The organism is Agromyces sp. 3263, from assembly GCF_031456545.1.
In the GTDB taxonomy this organism is placed as follows: Bacteria; Actinomycetota; Actinomycetes; order Actinomycetales; family Microbacteriaceae; genus Agromyces.
Map to the genome: position 1 here is coordinate 1759770 of NZ_JAVDUV010000001.1, position 17560 is coordinate 1777329.

At 72.5% G+C, this 17560-nt stretch carries 17 protein-coding genes; 3 read left to right on the forward strand and 14 right to left on the reverse strand.

Features of this window, described 5'->3' with window-relative positions; translation table 11 throughout:
* Positions 1-106: 106 nt before the first annotated feature.
* The 12 genes from fdxA to J2X63_RS08105 all read right to left on the reverse strand — a co-directional run bounded on the left by fdxA (position 107) and on the right by J2X63_RS08105 (position 12607).
* A complete protein-coding gene (gene fdxA / locus J2X63_RS08050; protein ID WP_309975911.1) occupies positions 107-433 on the reverse strand; it encodes a ferredoxin in 327 nt (108 codons plus the stop codon).
* Positions 430-1863, reverse strand: coding sequence for an FAD-dependent oxidoreductase (locus J2X63_RS08055; RefSeq protein ID WP_309975913.1), 1434 nt, complete (start codon positions 1861-1863; stop codon positions 430-432). The genes fdxA and J2X63_RS08055 overlap by 4 nt, the downstream gene beginning before the upstream one ends.
* Before the next feature lie 46 nt (positions 1864-1909).
* Positions 1910-2686, reverse strand: coding sequence for a uroporphyrinogen-III C-methyltransferase (gene cobA / locus J2X63_RS08060; RefSeq protein WP_309975915.1), 777 nt, complete (start codon positions 2684-2686; stop codon positions 1910-1912).
* Positions 2683-3615 (reverse strand): ABC transporter permease, encoded by a 933-nt coding sequence (locus tag J2X63_RS08065; RefSeq protein WP_309975918.1) that lies wholly within the window; start codon positions 3613-3615, stop codon positions 2683-2685. The genes cobA and J2X63_RS08065 overlap by 4 nt, the downstream gene beginning before the upstream one ends.
* Positions 3605-4348, reverse strand: a complete 744-nt coding sequence (locus J2X63_RS08070) for an ABC transporter ATP-binding protein (RefSeq protein ID WP_309975920.1) — start codon at positions 4346-4348, stop codon at positions 3605-3607. Before J2X63_RS08070 ends, J2X63_RS08065 begins: the two co-directional genes overlap by 11 nt.
* A gap of 9 nt (positions 4349-4357) precedes the next feature.
* Complete coding sequence (locus tag J2X63_RS08075; RefSeq protein WP_309975922.1) at positions 4358-5482, reverse strand: ABC transporter substrate-binding protein; 1125 nt, start codon at positions 5480-5482, stop codon at positions 4358-4360.
* The gene (locus J2X63_RS08080) at positions 5479-6900 is read right to left on the reverse strand and encodes a GTP-binding protein (protein WP_309975924.1); all 1422 of its coding nucleotides are present in this window, start codon (positions 6898-6900) and stop codon (positions 5479-5481) included. Before J2X63_RS08080 ends, J2X63_RS08075 begins: the two co-directional genes overlap by 4 nt.
* Positions 6900-7823, reverse strand: a complete 924-nt coding sequence (cysD, locus tag J2X63_RS08085; protein WP_309975926.1) for a sulfate adenylyltransferase subunit CysD — start codon at positions 7821-7823, stop codon at positions 6900-6902. Before cysD ends, J2X63_RS08080 begins: the two co-directional genes overlap by 1 nt.
* Positions 7820-8563 carry a phosphoadenylyl-sulfate reductase gene (locus J2X63_RS08090; protein ID WP_309975928.1) on the reverse strand — a complete coding sequence of 248 codons (744 nt, stop codon included), beginning with the start codon at positions 8561-8563 and terminating at the stop codon, positions 7820-7822. Before J2X63_RS08090 ends, cysD begins: the two co-directional genes overlap by 4 nt.
* Entirely contained in the window at positions 8560-10362 is a 1803-nt protein-coding gene (locus J2X63_RS08095; RefSeq protein ID WP_309975931.1) for a nitrite/sulfite reductase, read from the reverse strand. The genes J2X63_RS08090 and J2X63_RS08095 overlap by 4 nt, the downstream gene beginning before the upstream one ends.
* A 289-nt stretch (positions 10363-10651) precedes the next feature.
* The gene (locus J2X63_RS08100; protein WP_309975933.1) at positions 10652-11404 is read right to left on the reverse strand and encodes a CbiX/SirB N-terminal domain-containing protein; all 753 of its coding nucleotides are present in this window, start codon (positions 11402-11404) and stop codon (positions 10652-10654) included.
* Between the two features lie 303 nt (positions 11405-11707).
* Positions 11708-12607, reverse strand: a complete 900-nt coding sequence (locus tag J2X63_RS08105; RefSeq protein WP_309975935.1) for an alpha/beta hydrolase — start codon at positions 12605-12607, stop codon at positions 11708-11710.
* Between the two features lie 96 nt (positions 12608-12703).
* Here J2X63_RS08105 and J2X63_RS08110 point away from each other — a divergent pair, with 96 nt between their 5' ends.
* Positions 12704-13360, forward strand: a complete 657-nt coding sequence (locus J2X63_RS08110) for a TetR/AcrR family transcriptional regulator (protein WP_309975937.1) — start codon at positions 12704-12706, stop codon at positions 13358-13360.
* A 42-nt stretch (positions 13361-13402) separates the two neighbouring features.
* Here J2X63_RS08110 and J2X63_RS08115 read toward each other — a convergent pair whose 3' ends face one another.
* Positions 13403-14212: a hypothetical protein gene (locus tag J2X63_RS08115; protein WP_309975938.1), complete on the reverse strand. Its 810-nt coding sequence runs from the start codon at positions 14210-14212 to the stop codon at positions 13403-13405.
* Positions 14209-15027, reverse strand: coding sequence for a GntR family transcriptional regulator (locus J2X63_RS08120; protein WP_309975941.1), 819 nt, complete (start codon positions 15025-15027; stop codon positions 14209-14211). Before J2X63_RS08120 ends, J2X63_RS08115 begins: the two co-directional genes overlap by 4 nt.
* Before the next feature lie 131 nt (positions 15028-15158).
* Here J2X63_RS08120 and J2X63_RS08125 point away from each other — a divergent pair, with 131 nt between their 5' ends.
* Entirely contained in the window at positions 15159-16208 is a 1050-nt protein-coding gene (locus J2X63_RS08125; protein ID WP_309975943.1) for an ABC transporter ATP-binding protein, read from the forward strand.
* Between the two features lie 115 nt (positions 16209-16323).
* On the forward strand, positions 16324-17505 hold the full coding sequence (locus tag J2X63_RS08130; RefSeq protein ID WP_309975945.1) for an ABC transporter substrate-binding protein: 1182 nt from the start codon (positions 16324-16326) through the stop codon (positions 17503-17505).
* The last annotated feature ends 55 nt before the right edge of the window (positions 17506-17560 follow it).

Genomic DNA, 17560 nt, shown 5'->3' on the forward strand with positions numbered 1-17560 from the left:
ATCGAGTGGTCGCAAACAGCCGGCTTGCGTGATCCGAAGCAGCCGATCGTGACCAGTCGATGCGCGGTCCCAGCGCGGCGGCGGCCGCGGCGCGCCCGCGTCGGGATCAGTGCGCGGCGACCTGGGGCGGCAGCGCCGCCACGAGCGGGTGATCGAAGTCGAGCGCGCCGACCTTCGCCGCCCCGCCCGGCGAGCCGATCTCGTCGAAGAACTCGACGTTGGCCTTGTAGTAGTCCGCCCAGACGTCGGGGAGGTCGTCTTCGTAGTAGATCGCCTCGACGGGGCACACGGGTTCGCAGGCGCCGCAGTCGACGCACTCGTCGGGGTGGATGTAGAGCGAGCGTTCACCCTCGTAGATGCAGTCGACGGGGCACTCGTCGATGCAGGCGCGGTCCTTCACATCCACGCAGGGCAGCGCGATGACGTAGGTCACGAGCCCACCAGCGCGCCGGCGCGCGAGATCTGCACCTGTTCGTCGCGCGGCACGACCTTCACGCGCTCGCGCACGATCTCGGCATGCGCGGCATCGGTCGGCTCCCACGCCTCGCCGAGGCCGCGCTCGTGCGCGTCGAGCTCGAGCCATCCGGCCCAGGTCGTGAATCGGATGCCGCGGGCCTCGAGCAGCTCGAACACCTCGTCGCCGCCTGGCCCCGCCGACACGACCGGCTCGGGCAGCGCGCCCGCCGCGGCATCCGACAGCAGGTTCGTGATGGTCTCGAGGGCATCGCCCTTCGTGTGCCCGATGAGTCCCACGGGGCCGCGCTTGATCCAGCCGGTCGCGTAGACGCCGGGGATCGGCTCGCCCGCGGCATCCGTCACCCGGCCGCCGTCGTTGGGGATGACGGCCTTGCGCTCGTCGAACGGCACGCCCGGCAGCGGCGAGCTCGCGTAGCCGACCGCTCGGTACACCGCCTGCACGGGCACGTCGACGAACTCACCCGTGCCCTCGACCGAGCCGTCGCCCACCGGGCGGGTGCGCTCGAAGCGCACGCCCTCCACCCGGTCGGTGCCGAGCACCTCGACGGGCGCGTGCAGGAAGTGCAGGTGCAGCCGTCGCGACGCGGTGGGCACCCAGTCGGCGGGCTTGCGCCAGCCGTTCAGCGTGCGAGTCATGACCTTGACCTGGTTGTTCGACGCGAGCAGCTGGTCGGCGTGCGGGTCGCCGGCGGCGCGCTCGAAGTCGTCGTCGTACACGATCACGTCGACGTCGGGCACCTCGCCGAGCTCGCGCAGCTCGATCGGCGTGAACTTCACGTGCGTGGGGCCGCGGCGGCCGAAGACGTGCACGTCGGTGACGGGCGACGCCTCGAGGCCGGCGACGACGTTCGCGGGGACATCCGTCGACAGCAGGTCCTTCGGATGCTTCGCCAGCACGCGCGCGACATCGAGGGCGACGTTGCCGTTGCCGATCACGGCGATCTGCTCAGCGTCGAGGGGCCACTCGCGCGGCACGTCGGGGTGGCCATCGTACCAGGCGACCACGTCGGCGGCGCCGTACGAGCCGGGGAGGTCGATGCCCGGGATGTCGAGCGGAGCGTCCTTCAGGGCGCCGGTCGCGAAGACCACGGCGTCGTAGTGGTCGCGCAGCTCGTCGACCGTGACGTCGCGGCCGACCTCGACGTTGCCGATGAGCCGGATGGTGCCCGCGTCGAGCATCTCGTGCAGCGAGTTGACGATGCCCTTGATGCGCGGGTGGTCGGGCGCGACGCCGTAGCGGATCAGCCCGTAGGGCGCCGGGAGCGACTCGAACAGGTCGATCGCGACCTCGCCGCCCGCCTCGGTGACCTGGCGGTTCAGGATGTTGCCGGCGTAGATGCCGGCGGGGCCGGCGCCGACGATCGCGACGCGGAGGTGACGGGGCATGGCAGTAGGGCCTTTCGGTGGGGGACCGGGAGGTCGGTGTCGAGGGTCAGAGTGCGCGAACGCCGGCGTGGTCACCGATCGCCGCGGGGGCGTAGGGGCTCAACGTCACGACGTCGCCCACCACGACGACCGCGGGCGAGCGGATGCCGCGGCGCGCCGCCTGCAGTGCGATCGAGCCGAGCGTGCCGACCGTGACCCGCTGGCGCGGCCCGTAGCCGTCTTCGATGATCGCGACGGGGCAGTCGGCGCCGCGCTCGCCGCGGGCGAGCGTGATCGCGGAGTTCGCGAGCGTGCCGATGCCCATGAGGAGCACCACGGTGTGGTCGCGGCCGCCGCCGAGCGACTGGATCTGGTCGTGGCCGGTGACGACGGTGAACGTCGTTGCGAGGCCGCGATGGGTGAGCGGGATGCCCGCGATCGCCGGCACCGAGATGGCGCTGGTGATGCCCGGCACGACGTCGACGTCGACGCCGGCGTCGCGGCAGAACGCGACCTCCTCGCCGCCGCGGCCGAAGATGAACGGGTCGCCGCCCTTGAGCCGCACGACGCGCTTGCCGTCGCGTGCGAGGGTGACGAGCAGCGCGTTGATCGCGTCCTGCGGCACGGCGTGATGACCGGGCAGCTTGCCGACGTCGACGACCTCGGCGCGAAGCTCGACGCCCTCGGCGGCCAGGCCGTCGAGCACGCCGCGCGCCCCGAGCCGGTCGGCCACGATCACGTCGGCCGCCTCGAGCGCGCGGAGGCCGCGGAGGGTGAGGAGTCCCGCGTCGCCCGGTCCGGCCCCCACGAGCGTGACGTGGCCGGTGACGGTGTCCGCGGTCATCGTGTGCCTCCCTGGAGCAGGCCCCGGCGCCGCAGCATCCGTCGCTCGAGGGGGGCGAAGAAGACGAGCTCGATGAGGATGCCGATGAACAGGATCACGAGCACCGTCGCGAGCACGCCGCCGATGTCGGCGAGCTCGCGACTCTGCTGCAGCATCGAGCCGAGGCCGAAGCCGATCGTGCCGCCGACGGCGATGATCTCGGCCGCCATGAGCGACCGCCACGAGAACGCCCAGCCCTGCTTGAGGCCGGCGACGTAGCCGGGCAGCGCCGCCGGGAGTACCACGAGGGTGGCGAGCCGCGTGCGGTTGGCGCCGAGCACCGTGCCCACGCGGCGGAGCTGGGGCGGCACCTGCTCCACGCCCGCGATGAGGCCGTTGACGATGGAGGGCACCGCGCCCATGAGCACGACGAAGTACACCGTGGCATCCGTCAGCCCGAACCAGAGGATCGCGGCCGGCACCCACGCGACCGACGGCAGCACCTGCAGGCCCGAGATGATGGGGCCGATCGCGCGGCGCAGCGGCTTCACCTCGGCGAGGAGCAGCCCGAGGGGCGTGCCGACGATGACGGCGATGAGGAAGCCGACGACGCCGCGCTCGAGGCTCGTGATCACGGCGAGCTGCAGGCGACCCGACTCCCAGCCCGCGAGCATCGCGTTGAACACGTCGACGGGGCCGGGCACGATGTCGGGGCGCGGCTGGGCGATGACCACGTAGAGCTGCCAGGCGGCGATGAGGGCGACCACGAAGAGGATGGGCGGCAGCACGCTCGTGGTGAAGCGGCGCCAGCCGCTCTGGGCGCGCTCGGGCGAGGTCTGCAGGCGGTCGAGGCCGGCCTCGAGGCTGCGCAGGTCGTCGTGGCGGTCGCGGGCATCGTGAGCGGATGCCTCGGGCGCGCGCTCGTCGAGGAGGGTGGCGTCATGCGGCATTTCGGCGGATCTCCTTCCGGAGCTGCTCGGTGATCTCGATCGAGAGTGCCGCGACCTCGGGCGACTCGATGCGCCGGCCGGCGGTCTCGGCGATGCGCCACTCGCCGGCGACGCGGCCGGGACGACTCGACAGGAGGACGACGCGCTGGCCGAGGCGGGCGGCCTCGCGCACGTTGTGCGTGACGAACACGATCGTGCGGCCGGTCCGGCGCCACACACGCTCGAGCTCCTCGTGCAGCAGGTCGCGCGTGATGGCGTCGAGGGCGGCGAACGGCTCGTCCATGAGGAGCACGGGCCGGTCCTGCGCGAGCGCGCGGGCGAGGGCCACACGCTGGCGCATGCCGCCCGACAGCTCGTGCGGCCGCTTCTCCGCGGCATCCGCGAGGTTGACGACGTCGAGCAGCTCGAGTGCCTCGCCCCGGCGGGCGCTGCGCGGCACGCCACGGAGGCGCAGCGCGAGCTCGACGTTCTGCCGGGCGGTCAGCCACGGCATGAGCGCCGAATCCTGGAACATCACCGCGGCGCCCTCGGCGGGCACGTCGATCGACCCGCTGGTCGGCGCGTCCAGCCCCGCGATGAGGTTGAGCAGCGTGGACTTGCCGCAGCCCGAGGCGCCGAGCAGACAGACGAACTCGCCCGACTCGATCGACAGGTTCACGTCGTCGAGCACCAGCGGGCCGGCGCCGAAGCGCTTGCCCAGCCGGTCGATGCGGATGGCCGTCTGCCCGCTCATGGGTGGCTCCTACTCCTCGCCGAGGCCGCCGGCGGAGACCGGCTCGGCGTCGTCGGCTTCGAGCAGCTCGTTGAGGAGGCGCAGGTCGAACAGCCCGTCGATCGAGCCGTCCTTCTGCGTTCCCGCCTCGAGGCCGTTCTCGACGAGCGTCTCGAAGGTCTCTGCGTGCGGGTCGACCCCGAACGTCACGTGCTCGAGCGCCCGGGTGATGACCGCCTCGTCGAGCGTCTTGCCGGTGTCGGCCTCGAGCGCGGCGTTGATCACCGCGGGCGCCTCGTCGGCGTGCTCGTCGAGCCAGGCGACGGATGCCACGTGGCCCTCGAGCAGCGCCTTCACGGTCTCGGGGTGCTCCTCGAGGAAGTCCGCGCGCACGAGCAGCACGGTCGTGGGGAACGCGCCGTCGTCCCAGAGGTCGGCCTCGTCGACGAGCACGTGCGCGCCACGGCCGCCGTCGGCGAGCAGGCGGGACACCCACGGCTCGGGCAGCCAGGCGCCGTCGAGGCCGCCCTGCTGGAAGAGGGTCAGGGTCTGCGCGTTCTCGGTGGGCGTGATGTGCACGTCGCCGCCGCCGGTGGTGTCGGTGGTGTAGCCCTCGTCGGCGAGCCACGAGCGCAGTGCCACGTCCTGCGTGTTGCCGAGCTGCGGCGACGCGAGGGTGGTGCCCTCGAGGTCCTTCGCCGAGTCGATGCCCTCGCGCACGACGAGCGCCGCTCCGCCGGTGGCCGCGCCGGCGACGATGTGCGCCGACTCCCCGCCCGATTGGATGAACGTGTTGATCGACGGGTTCGGGCCGATGTAGGTCGCGTCGATGGCGCCCGCCGAGAGGGCCTCGATGGCGGCGGGGCCGGCGTTGAACACCTGCGTCGTCAGCTTCGTCTCGCCGAGCGCGTCGGCGAACAGGCCCTCCTGCAGGCCCACGAGCGCGGGTGCGTGGGTGACGTTCGCGAAGTAGCCGAGGCGCAGCTCCTCGGCGGGTTCGGTGGTGGCGGATGCCGCGGCGGTCTGCCCGGCGGCACCGGCCGACTGCGGAGCGCAGCCGCTGAGCGCGAGCACCGCCGTGGTGACGATGGCGGCCGCGAGCATCATGCCCGCGACCAGGCCGAGGCGGGAACGGACGCGTGAGGTTGCGGTCATGCTGCTACTCCTTCGGTGTCGGTGGTCGTGCGGGTGGTGCTGGTGCTGCCGGCGTCGCCGGTGGCGGGCGTCACCGGAGCGGTGACGATTCCGGCAGCGAGCGTGGCGCCCGACTGCGGGTCGATGACGAGGAACGCGCCGGCGCGACGGTGCGCGGCGTACTCCTCGACGGGCAGTTCGGCCGCGAGGCGCACGCGCACCTGGCCGATGTCGTTGACGGTGAGGCCGTCGGCCGGCTCGAGGGCGAGCGAGTCGAGGTCGCGACGGCCCACGACCTCGGGCACGAGGGCCTGCACCGTGGTGGTGCCCGACTTCACGAGCACGCGGGCACCGGGGCGGAGCGGCTGGGCGCCGAGCCAGAACAGGGCGGCGTCGAGCTCGCGACGCGGCTCGGGCAGTGCGCCGGCCGCGACCACGACGGCTCCGCGGGCGGCGTCGAGCTGGTCGGCGAGCCGCAGCGACACCGACTGCGGGGCGGATGCCGCGTCGAGCTCGCGCCGCCCCGCGTCGATGCCCGTCACGGTCGTGCTCGCGCCGCCCGGGAACACCTGCACGCGGTCGCCGACACGCACGGTGCCCGAGGCGATGCGTCCGGCGAAGGCGCGGTAGTCGCGGAAGCGCTCGGGGTCGGCCACGTCGGGTGCCAGGGCGCCCTGCGGCCGGATGACGAGCTGCACCGGCATCCGCAGTGCCTCGAGCTCGGTCTCGAGCTCGTCGACCGACGGCAGGGTCTCGAGGAGCTCGAGCAGGCTCGGGCCGTCGTACCACGGCGTGTTCTCCGAGCGGTCGACGACGTTGTCGCCGGCCAGGGCCGACACGGGGATGACGTGCGCCTCGGGCAGGCCGAGCTCGCGCGTGAGGGTCGTCACCTCGTCGGCGACCGATACGAACGCCGCCTCCGAGTAGCCGAGCAGGTCGATCTTGTTCACCGCGACGATGACGTGCGGCACCCGCAGCAGCTGCACCACGGCGAGGTGGCGGCGGGTCTGCTCGAGCACGCCGTTGCGGGCGTCGACGAGCACGACGACCGCGTCGGCCGTGGTCGCACCGGTGACCATGTTGCGGGTGTACTGCACGTGGCCGGGGCAGTCGGCGAGGATGAACGACCGGCGTCCGGTCGAGAAGTAGCGGTAGGCCACGTCGATCGTGATGCCCTGCTCGCGCTCGGCGCGCAGGCCGTCGGTGAGGAGGGCGAAGTCGATCGCGCCGGGCTCGCCGCCGAAGCCGCGTTCGGCCGACGTGCGGGCCACCGACTCGAGCTGGTCGGCGAGGATCGCCTTCGAGTCGTGCAGCAGGCGGCCGACGAGGGTCGACTTGCCATCGTCGACCGAACCCGCGGTCGCGAAGCGGAAGAGTGCGTCGCTCACGCGGGCATCGCTTCGTGCGTCGCCCAGGGCGTCGGTCAGTGCGTCGCTCATCAGAAGTACCCGTCCTTCTTGCGGTCCTCCATGGCGGCCTCCGAGATGCGGTCGTCGGCGCGGGTCGCGCCGCGCTCCGTGAGGGTCGACGTGGCGACCTCGGCGACGACGTCGGCGACGGATGCCGCAGCCGACTCGACCGCGCCGGTGCAGCTCATGTCGCCGACCGTGCGGTATCGAACCGTGCGACGCTCGACGACCTCGTCGGCCCGCGCCGGCGAGACATCCGACACCGCACGCCACATGCCGTCGCGGCGGTACACCTCGCGCTCGTGCGCGTAGTACAGCGGCGGCAGCTCGATGCCCTCGCGCTCGATGTAGCGCCACACGTCGAGCTCGGTCCAGTTCGAGATCGGGAAGGCGCGCACGTGCTGGCCGACGGTGTGCCGGCCGTTGTAGAGGTCCCAGAGCTCGGGGCGCTGGTTGCGCGGGTCCCACTGGCCGAACTCGTCGCGCAGGCTCAGGATGCGCTCCTTCGCCCGGGCCTTGTCCTCGTCGCGGCGGGCGCCGCCGAAGACGGCGTCGTGGCGGCCGGCGGCGATGGCGTCGAGCAGCGGCTGGGTCTGCAGCGGGTTGCGGGTGCCGTCGGCGCGCTCCGTCAAGCGGCCGTCGTCGAGGTAGTCCTGCACGGCGGCGACCTCGAGACGCAGGGCGAGGCGCTCGACCGTGCGGTCGCGGAAGTCGATGACCTCGGGGAAGTTGTGGCCGGTGTCGACGTGCAGCACGGGGAACGGCACCTTGGCCGGCCAGAACGCCTTGGCGGCGAGGTGCAGCACGACCACCGAGTCCTTGCCGCCCGAGAAGAGCAGCACGGGCCGCTCGAACTCGGCGACGACCTCGCGGATGATGTGGATCGACTCGGCCTCGAGGGTGTCCAGCGCGTCGAGGCGCGTGCCCCGCGCCAGGGTGTCGGTGACGCTCATAGGTGCAGCCCGCATTCCGTCTTGGCGAGGCCGGCCCAGCGGCCCGACCTCGGGTCCTCGCCCGCGGCGACGGGCTTGGTGCACGGCTCGCAGCCGATCGAGGGGTAGCCGTGCGACATCAGGAGGTTCACGGGCACCTGGTGTTCGCCCGCGTGGTCGAGGAGCTCGTCGAAGGTCCACGCCGCGAGCGGGTTCACCTTCACGAGGCCGTTGCGCTCGTCCCACTGCACGAGGGGTGTGTTCGTGCGGGTCGGCGCCTCCTCGCGGCGCACGCCCGTGAACCACACCTCGTAGCCCGACAGCGCCTGCTGCAGCGGCGCCACCTTGCGGCGGGCGCAGCACAGGCCGGGGTCGCGGGAGAACAGCTCGGCGCCGAACTCGGCGTCCTGCTGGGCCACGGTCTGCTCGGGCAGCACGTCGACCACGCGCACGTCGAGGGCGCGGGCGACCTCGTCGCGCGTCACGTAGGTCTCGGTGAAGTGGTACCCCGTGTCGAGGAACAGCACGTCGACGCCCGGCAGGTCGGCGGCGACCACGTGCGGCAGCACGGCGTCGGCCATCGAGCAGGCGACGGCCGCGGCATCCGACCCGAAGTTGCGGGCGACCCACGCGACGACCTCGGCGGCGGATGCCTCGTGGTCGGTGAGGCTGCCGAGCTCGGCGTTGCCCGCCTCGGCGAGGGCGCGCAGCTCGTCGTGCGACCGGAGGGTCGCCGCGCGGGGTGCGAGGGACACGCTCACTGCAGGGCCTCCTCGTCGGCTCGGTGCGCCCATTCGGCGAACGTCTCGTCGGAGGCGGCCTCGCGCTCGGCGAGGAAGCGGCGCACGACGCGCTCCACGTAGTCGGTGAGGCCGTCGGCGGTGACCTTGAGGCCGCGCACGGTGCGACCGGTGCCGGCCTCCTCGCGGGTGGCGGAGGCGAGGCCGCCGCCGAGGTGCACCTGGAAGCCGGGCGTCTGTCCGCCGTCGCCGTCGGGGAGGAGCTGGCCCTTCAGCCCGATGTCGGCGGTCTGGATGCGGGCGCAGGAGTTGGGGCATCCGTTCACGTGCAGGCTGATCGGGTGCGGGAGGTCGATGCCGGCGAGCCGCTCCTCGAGCGCGATGACCGCGTTCGTCGCCGTCTGCTTCGTCTCGACGATGGCGAGCTTGCAGAACTCGATGCCCGTGCACGCGATCGTGCCGCGGCGGATGAGGCTCGGCCGAGCTTGCAGCCCGATGGCATCGAGTTCGGCGATGACCTGCTCGACCTCGGACTCCTCGATGTCGAGGAGCACGAGCTTCTGGTGCGGCGTGGTGCGCAGGCGGGTGGACCCGTGCCGCTCGAGCACGTCGGCGATCGACGTGAGGATCGAGCCGGAGACACGCCCGACGAAGGGGGTGACGCCGATGTAGAAGCGGCCGTCCTTCTGGCGGTGCACGCCCACGTGGTCGCCCTGCGTGAGCGGCTTCGGCGCGGGCGGGCCGTCGGGGAGGGGCGCCCCGAGGTACTCGGTCTCGAGCACCTCGCGGAACTTCTCGGCCCCCCAGTCGGCCACGAGGTACTTCAGGCGCGCCTTGTTGCGCAGGCGCCGGTACCCGTAGTCGCGGAAGATCGACGTGACGCCGAGCCACACGTCGGGCACCTGCTCGGGCGCCACCCAGGCGCCGAGGCGCACGGCGAGGTGCGCCGCCGTCGAAAGGCCGCCGCCGACCCACAGGTCGTAGCCGATGCCGAGCTCGGGGTGGTCGACCGCGACGAACGCGACGTCGTTGATCTCGTGCACGACGTCCTGGCTGGGGTGCCCGGTGATCGCCGTCTTGAACTTGCGCGGCAGGTTCGCGAGCTCGGGGTCGCCGATGTACCGCGCGGTGATCTCGTCGATCGAGGGCGTGGGGTCGATGAGCTCGTCGGCGGCGATGCCCGCGACCGGCGAGCCGAGCACGACGCGCGGCACGTCGCCGCACGCCTCGGTGGTGCCGAGCCCGACGGCTTCGAGGCGGCGCCAGATCTCGGGCACGTCCTCGACGCGCACCCAGTGCAGCTGCACGTTCTGCCGGTCGGTGAGGTCGGCGGTGTCACGACCGAACTCGGTCGAGATGCCGCCGATCACGCGCAGCTGCTCGGTCGTGAGCTGCCCGCCGTCGATGCGGACGCGGAGCATGAAGTACTCGTCCTCGAGCTCGTGCGGCTCCAGCGTGGCGGTCTTGCCGCCGTCGATGCCCGGCTTGCGCTGCGTGTAGAGGCCCCACCAGCGGAATCGGCCGTGCAGGTCGGTCGGGTCGATGCTCGCGAAGCCGCCGGCGGCGTAGGTCGACTCGATGCGCTCGCGCACGGCCAGGCCGCCGTCCTCCTGCTTCCACACCTCGTTGGCGTTGAGCGGGGCCGTGCCGTCGACCTTCCACTGTCCGTGCGGGCGCGAGGCGGGACGCGGCGGGCGGGCGGGGCCGTCGCCGCGGGCGGGGCGGTCTGCGCGGGCGGAGCGCTCTCCCCGCTCGGCGGGGGCGGGGCGCTCGCCAACGTCCGAGCGGGCGGGCGCGGCATCCGTCGTCGGTGTGGTCATCGGCGTCTCCTCTCCTCGTCCGGCGCAGCACACCTGGCGCAGTGCGCGGCAGGTGGGGTGTCCGGTCGAAGCTAGGCGAGGTCGGCGGCATCCGACAGGGCGCGTGTCATGCCCGGTCATGCCGTGTCGCATTGCGTCACACGACGTCGTCTTTCGACACAGGCGGTTGCGGCGACGCACGCCGCGGTAATGGGACGATCGGCTCCGCTTCGCGGCCGATGCGAGGCGAGCGGATGACGGGTGCGTGAGTCGGGCGAGGCGAGCGGATGCCGCGTAGCGCGGCTCGGGTTCAGGCGAGGCGGGCGGATGCCGCGGCGTGGCGGTCGAGCACGATCTCCACGAGCTCGGCGGGCGCGGGCTCGTCCTCGACGAGCAGGGGCCGCGCGGTCACGTCGCCGCCGGCCGCGCGGGCGAGGTCGTCGAAGTAGCCGGGGGCGAGCAGGTAGTTCGCGACCACGACGCGGGCGCCAGCGGCGGAGGCATCCGCTCGGGCGATCGCGACCGCCTCGGGCAGGCGCGGCTGGGCGGCCGAGAGGAACCCCGCCGTGACCGCGCGTCCGGATGCCGCGGCGAGCCGCTTCGCCATGTCCAGGCAGTCGACGACCGCCCGCCGGTCGCTCGACCCGGCGACGGCGAGCACGATCCGGTCGTCGTCACGGAGTCCGGCGTCTTCGAGCCGCCGCAGCAGTACCGTCGCGAGCCGGTCGTCGGGTCCGAGTGCGCCGGCGAGCACGACACGACGTCCGCCCTCGTCGTTCTCGTCGTCGACCGCCTCGGTGAGGTCGACGTACACGTGGTACCCCGCCGACAGCAGCAGCGGCACCACGACGGCGGGCTCGTCGGGCTCGAGCGAGGCGAGCGTGGCGGCGACGTCGGGCTGTTCGACGTCGACGTGTCCGAGCCGCACGCTCGGCGGGGCATCCGGATGCCGCTGCGCCACCGCCGCGGCGACCGCGTCGTGCAGCCCGCGTACCGCGCGGCGGCCCTCCTCGGACGAGGTGCCGTGCGAGATGCCGACGAGGGCCGGGGTGCGAACGGGCATGCCCCCATCGTCGCAAATCGGGGCGGCCCGCCGCATCCCGGCGACGGAGCGTGACCGCCCGCGCCCGCGGCTGCACCTGACCGGCGCCGCGCAGCTCGGACGGGAGGAGACCCGCCCGAGCGGAGGTGCCCGAGCGACGTGGCGACCTCCCGCGGGGCGGATCTCCTCCCGCGGGGGTCGGTTCGAGTGCGGTGATCGAGCGCCCCTCAGGCGATCGGCCGCTGCTCAGGCTGTTGCGGGCGGCACCGGCCTGAATCCCGGCCGATCGCCTGTATCGGCGTGGATGACGAGACGCCCGGCGCGTCAGGCGGAGCCGGTCGTCACGCTCTCGGCGCGCAGCCGGTCGAACGCGGGCAGGCCGCCCAGCGTGAACGCCGTGACGGCGTCGAGCGTCGCGTCGGCGCCGAGCACCCGGGAGTGTCCCGCGCCCTCGGTGAGCACGAGGCGCGAGCGGTCGCCGTGCGCCGCGTGCAGGCGCCGCGACTCGGCCACCGGCACCTCACCGTCGGCGCGGTCGTGCACGAGCAGCAACGGCACCCCGGCGGGCAGCGGATGCCGCACCGCGTCGAACCTGGCGTACACGTCGGGCACGTCGGGCAGCACCCGACGGGCGAACCGCCCGGCCAGCACGTCGGCGGTCGCGGGGCCGACCCCAATGCGTGCGGCGAACGAGTCGGCGAGGAAACGCGCGTCGGCCATGCCGGCGATCGCCACGACGCCCCCGGCAGCGGTGTCCTCGTGCACAGCGGTGAGCGCCGCGAGGGCCCCGAACGAGTGCCCGATCACCGTGCGGAACATGCCGTGACGGTGCTGGAGCTCGTCGATGGCACCCAGGTAGTCGCGGATGTCGGTGCGGCGACCGGGGGAGTCGCCATTGGCGGGCGCGTCGAAGCCGACGACCCGGTAGCCGGCGGCCCGAACCTCGCGCACGATCGGGCCGAACTGCGACGCGCGGCCGCGCCAGCCGTGCACGACGAGCACGGTCTCGGGTCCGTGCCCCCATGAGTACGTGGTGATCGAGCGGCCGCGCACCGTGATCGTGCCCCGCTCGGCGTGCTCGTGCACGGCCCGGTCGGTCGGCCGCACGGGCAGCGGCGGCCCGACCCGTCGGAACAGGGGCAGCGCGAGTCGCCCGGCGAGGGCGGGAGAGACGCGATCGGCCGCCCGCACGGCGGCGACGAGTGCGGTGGTGGCGGGGTGCATGTCGGCCTCCAGATTGGTGCGAGGTGTGGCGTCCGATGAATGAGTACGAACGATCGTACTTACACTATACGAACGATCGTGCGTAAACTGAAGCCCATGAACGATGTCGACGGCCGGCGGGTGCGCGGCGACGCCTCGCGACGCATCGTGCTCGAGCGCGCCGCCGACCTCGCGTCTATCGACGGACTCGACGGCCTCTCGATCGGGCGCCTCGCCACGGCCGCCGACGTGAGCAAGAGCGGCGTGGCCACGCTGTTCGGCACGAAGGAGCGCCTCCAGCTCGCGACGGTGGAGGCGGCCACCCAGCGGTTCCGCGAGGCCGTGCTCGAACCCGCACGGGTCGAGCCACGCGGCATCCGTCGCATCGCCCTGCTGCTCGACCTGTGGATCGCCTACTCGCGCGACCGCGTCTTCCCCGGCGGATGCTTCTTCGCGGCCGCCGCCGCCGACCTCGACGCGAAGACGGGGCCCGTGCACGATGCGGTCGCGCAGGCCTTCGACAGCTGGGGCGGTTACCTCGAGGTCGCGATCGGCTACGCGATCGATGCCGGCGAGCTCGACGGCCACGCGGATGCCGCGCAGCTGGCGTTCGAGGCGACCGCACTGCTCGACGGTGCGAACGCGCGGTCAGTGCTCTCGGGATCCCGGGAGCCCTACCTCCGTGCCCGGCGGGCGCTCACCGATCGGTTGCTCGCCGCGGGGGCCGAGCCCGAGGCGATCCGCGCGCTGACCGAGGGCGACGACCTGGCCTGACCGGCGCGGCCCGGCCTGCCCGGCGGGACCGGACCCGGGATCTCAGGCTTCGAGCACGAGGGCCAGCGACGTGTCGCCGCACGGCAGCACGGCTTCGCCGCCCGGCAGACTCGCGGCATCCGTCACGGCGACCGCGTCACGCAGCGGGGCGAGCGCCTCGGGGAGTCCCTCCAGTCGCAGCAGGGCGCCCGTCGCGCGCCTGGCGTCGGTCGAGGCGACGATGCGGCCCGACGCGTTCACGAGGGTGCACGGATGCCCCGACTCGCGGATGACCGGGAGCAGCACCTGCTCGAGGCGTGCGACGTACAGGTCGGTGCCGATGAGGCCGACCATCTCGCCGTCGATGCGCACGGGTGTCGTGATGGTCACGGTGTAGTCGTCGGTGCACAGGTAGTCGACGTAGGGACCGGTGAGGTGCCGGCTGCCCGTGCGTGCGGGAACGCGCCACCACTCGAGGGTCGTGTAATCGCGGAACTGCTCGGAGTCGGGGTCGCTCACGGCCTCGAGCCGGCGGAGCTTCGGGTCGGGGCCGGCGCCGAAGGTGTTCGAGCCGCTCAGCCACCACGCCAGATGCCAAGGCGCGTCCGCGAGGAAGCCCGGCGCGGCGACGAACCCGGCGCCCGTGATGAGCGTGCCGTCGCGCTCCAGCTCAGTGCTCACGAGTGCGGCCACGATCGGGTCGAGGGTCTCCGCGGTGGGCTCGGTGGAGCCGGTGAGGGCGCCGGCCAGCGGGCCCGACAGCTCGCGCTCGAGCACGTCGCGCCACCCGTCGATCATGGCGAAGACGGGGTCGATCGTGGAGGCGATGCGCCGTGCGATGTGCTCGGCGGCGACGTCGACGGTGACGGTCATGGCCTCGCTCCTTCCGATGCTGCGACCGCGGATGCCTCGCCCGCCGGCGTCTCGGCGCGGGACGGGCCCGCCTGCTCGAGGCGCACCTTCTCATCGATGAGCCACTCGACGGCCGAGGCGATGTGCTCGGTGGTCGCGTGTCGTGCACGTTCGGGTTGCACGGCGCGGATCGCCTCGATGACTTCGAGGCGAGCGCTGCGACTGCGGTCACGAGAATCCTGCTCCTTCAGGCACAGCCAGAGCAAGGGCCCGGCCTCGGCCTGCAGGCGCAGCTCCTCGTGCACGAGGCGCGGCGACTGGCTCACCGCGGCGATCTCGAGCTGGAACCGGCCGACCGCGCGCCGCGCGCCGCCCGGGGTGGTGAGGTCGGCGCGGGCGTCGATCTCGACGAGGCTGGCGAGGTCGTCCTCGCTCGCGCGATCGGCCGCGACCTCGGCCGCCATGCCCGCGATCGCGGCGTAGTGGAGGGACAGGTCGCGCAGCTCGATGCGGCTGAGCGAGCGCACGCGCTCGTCGATCATGCGCATCGCCGCATCGCGGTCGTGGGTGATGAAGCTGCCGCCGTCGCGTCCTCGGCGGGTCTGCACGAGGCCCTTGTCGCGCAGGGCGACGAGCGCCTCGCGGGCGGTGACGACGGCTACGCCGAGGCTGCGCGCGAGCTCGGATTCGCTCGGCAGGCGCTCGCCGTCGCGGAGCACGCCCGCGACGATCGCGTCGGTGAGGCGCTGCTCGACGAGCTCCGCGCGGCCCGCTCCGTCGAGCGGTGAGAAGACGACCGCGCGCGTGGCGTCGGCGCGGCCCGTGGCCTGCGGCATCCGACCTCCCGGCATGCGTCACGACGGCGTTCCGGCTCGTCGTCGGAACTGTGACACGACCGTAACACGCGGGTCTGGCGGAAAGCATCTGGATCCATATGATTTGAATCACGCACATCGAAGGAGACGTCATGACCGACCAGCAGCCGGCCATTCGGCTGACCGGGCTCACGAAGGAGTTCGGCGCCGTCACCGCCGTCGACCACGTCGACCTCGAGATCGGCGCCGGCGAGTTCTTCTCCATGCTGGGCCCGTCGGGGTCGGGCAAGACCACGGTGCTGCGTCTCATCGCCGGCTTCGAGCAGCCCACCGCCGGCATCATCGAGCTCTTCGGCCAGGACGTCACCAAGCGCGCCCCGTTCGACCGCGACGTCAACACGGTGTTCCAGGACTACGCGCTGTTCCCGCATATGAGCGTGCTCGACAACGTGGCCTACGGACTGCGCGTGCGCGGACTCGGCCGCAGGGAGCGCAACGACCGCGCCATGCGGGCACTGGCCTCGGTGCGGCTCGAGCAGATGGCGGCTCGCAAGCCCTCGCAGCTGTCGGGCGGCCAGCGGCAGCGCATCGCCCTCGCCCGGGCCACGGTCGTGCAGCCGAAGGTGCTCCTGCTCGACGAGCCGCTCGGCGCCCTCGACCTGAAGCTCCGCGAGCAGATGCAGGTCGAGCTCAAGGAGATCCAGCGCGACCTCGGCATCACGTTCATCTTCGTGACGCACGACCAGGAGGAGGCGCTCACCCTCTCCGACCGTATCGCGGTCTTCAACGACGGTCGCATCGAGCAGCTCGGCACTCCCGCCGAGCTCTACGAGCGGCCCACCTCGCGGTTCGTCGCCGACTTCGTCGGCACCTCGAACCTGTTCGACGCCGAACGCTCGCGCGACCTGCTCGGACGTGAGGGCCACCACTCCGTGCGCCCCGAGAAGATGAGCGTCACCCGCGAGGGCCTCGTCGGCGAGGGCGTCGTCAACGTTCCGGGCACCGTCGTCGAGGCCATCTACCTCGGCAGCGGAGTGCGCCTCGTCGTCGACCTCGACGACGGCACGCGCGTGACCGTGCTCGAGCAGAACGACCGCGATCGCATCCACGACGACGAGCGCGGCGACCGCGTCGTGGTGTCGTGGCATGCCGACGACGTCGTGCACCTCGGCACCGAGGTGCTGCCGGGCATCTCCGGCTGAGGCATCCGCCCGGCCGCGGCATCCGCCCGACCACCACCGACAAGACCACCACGGACGAGACCACCACGGACAAGACCACCACCACACGGCATCACCCGAAGAAGAGGAGAGAACCATGAAGCGCATTCCGCGCACGGCACGCCGCGGCGCCACCGTCGGGCTCGCGATCGCATCGATCGCGTTGCTCTCGGCATGCGGCACCACCCAGGCCGGCGGCTCCGGAGGCGGCGAGGCCGCCACCGAGCTCGGCGACATGGAGGGCCAGGTCTCGCTGCTCGCATGGCCCGGCTACGTCGAGGACGGCTCGAACGACCCGGCCGTCGACTGGGTCACCCCCTTCGAGGAGGACACCGGCTGCAAGGTCACGGCGAAGACCTTCGGCACCTCCGACGAGGCGCTGAGCCTCATGAAGACGGGTGACTACGACGTGGTGTCGGCGTCGGGCGACGCGTCGCTCCGCCTCGTCGCGGCGGGCGACGTCGCGCCGGTGAACACCGACCTCATCCCCAACTACGCGAACGTCTACGACTTCCTCAAGGACCAGTCGTGGAACTCGGTCGACGGCGTGCCCTACGGCGTGCCGCACGGCTACGGCGCGAACCTCCTCATGTACAACACGGAGGTCTTCCCGACCGCCCCCACCTCGTGGGACGTCGTGTTCGACAAGGCGAGCGAGAACGCGGGCAAGGTCACGGCCTACGACTCCCCGATCTACATCGCGGATGCCGCGGTGTACCTGATGGCCCACAACCCCGAGCTCGGCATCGAGAACCCCTACTCCCTCGACGAGGAGCAGCTCGCCGCGGCCGTCGACCTCCTGAAGGAGCAGCGCGCCAGCATCGGCGAGTACTGGTCGGACTACCTCAAGCAGACCCAGGCCTTCGAGACCGGCGATTCCGTCGTCGGCACGACCTGGCAGGTCACCCAGAACGGCTTGGCCGCGTCGGGTGCTCCCACCGAGGTCGTGCTCCCCGACGAGGGCACCACCGGTTGGTCCGACACGTGGATGATCTCGTCGAAGGCGAAGAACCCGAACTGCGCCTACGCGTGGCTCGACTACATCGCGAGCCCCGAGGCGAACGCGGCGGCCACGTCGTACTTCGGCGAGGCGCCCTCGAGCGACGAGGCCTGCGAGTACCGCGAGGACTGCGAGGCGTACCACGCGGGTGACGCCGACTACGCATCGCAGATCTGGTACTGGTCGACCCCGATCGAGAAGTGCCTCGACGGACGCACCGACGTGAAGTGCACCGACTACGCCGCGTGGACGCAGGCGTGGCAGGAGATCAAGGGCTGACCCGGCCCTGACGACGGAGCGCTCGGCCCGACGAGCCGCTCCACCCCCTGCGGGT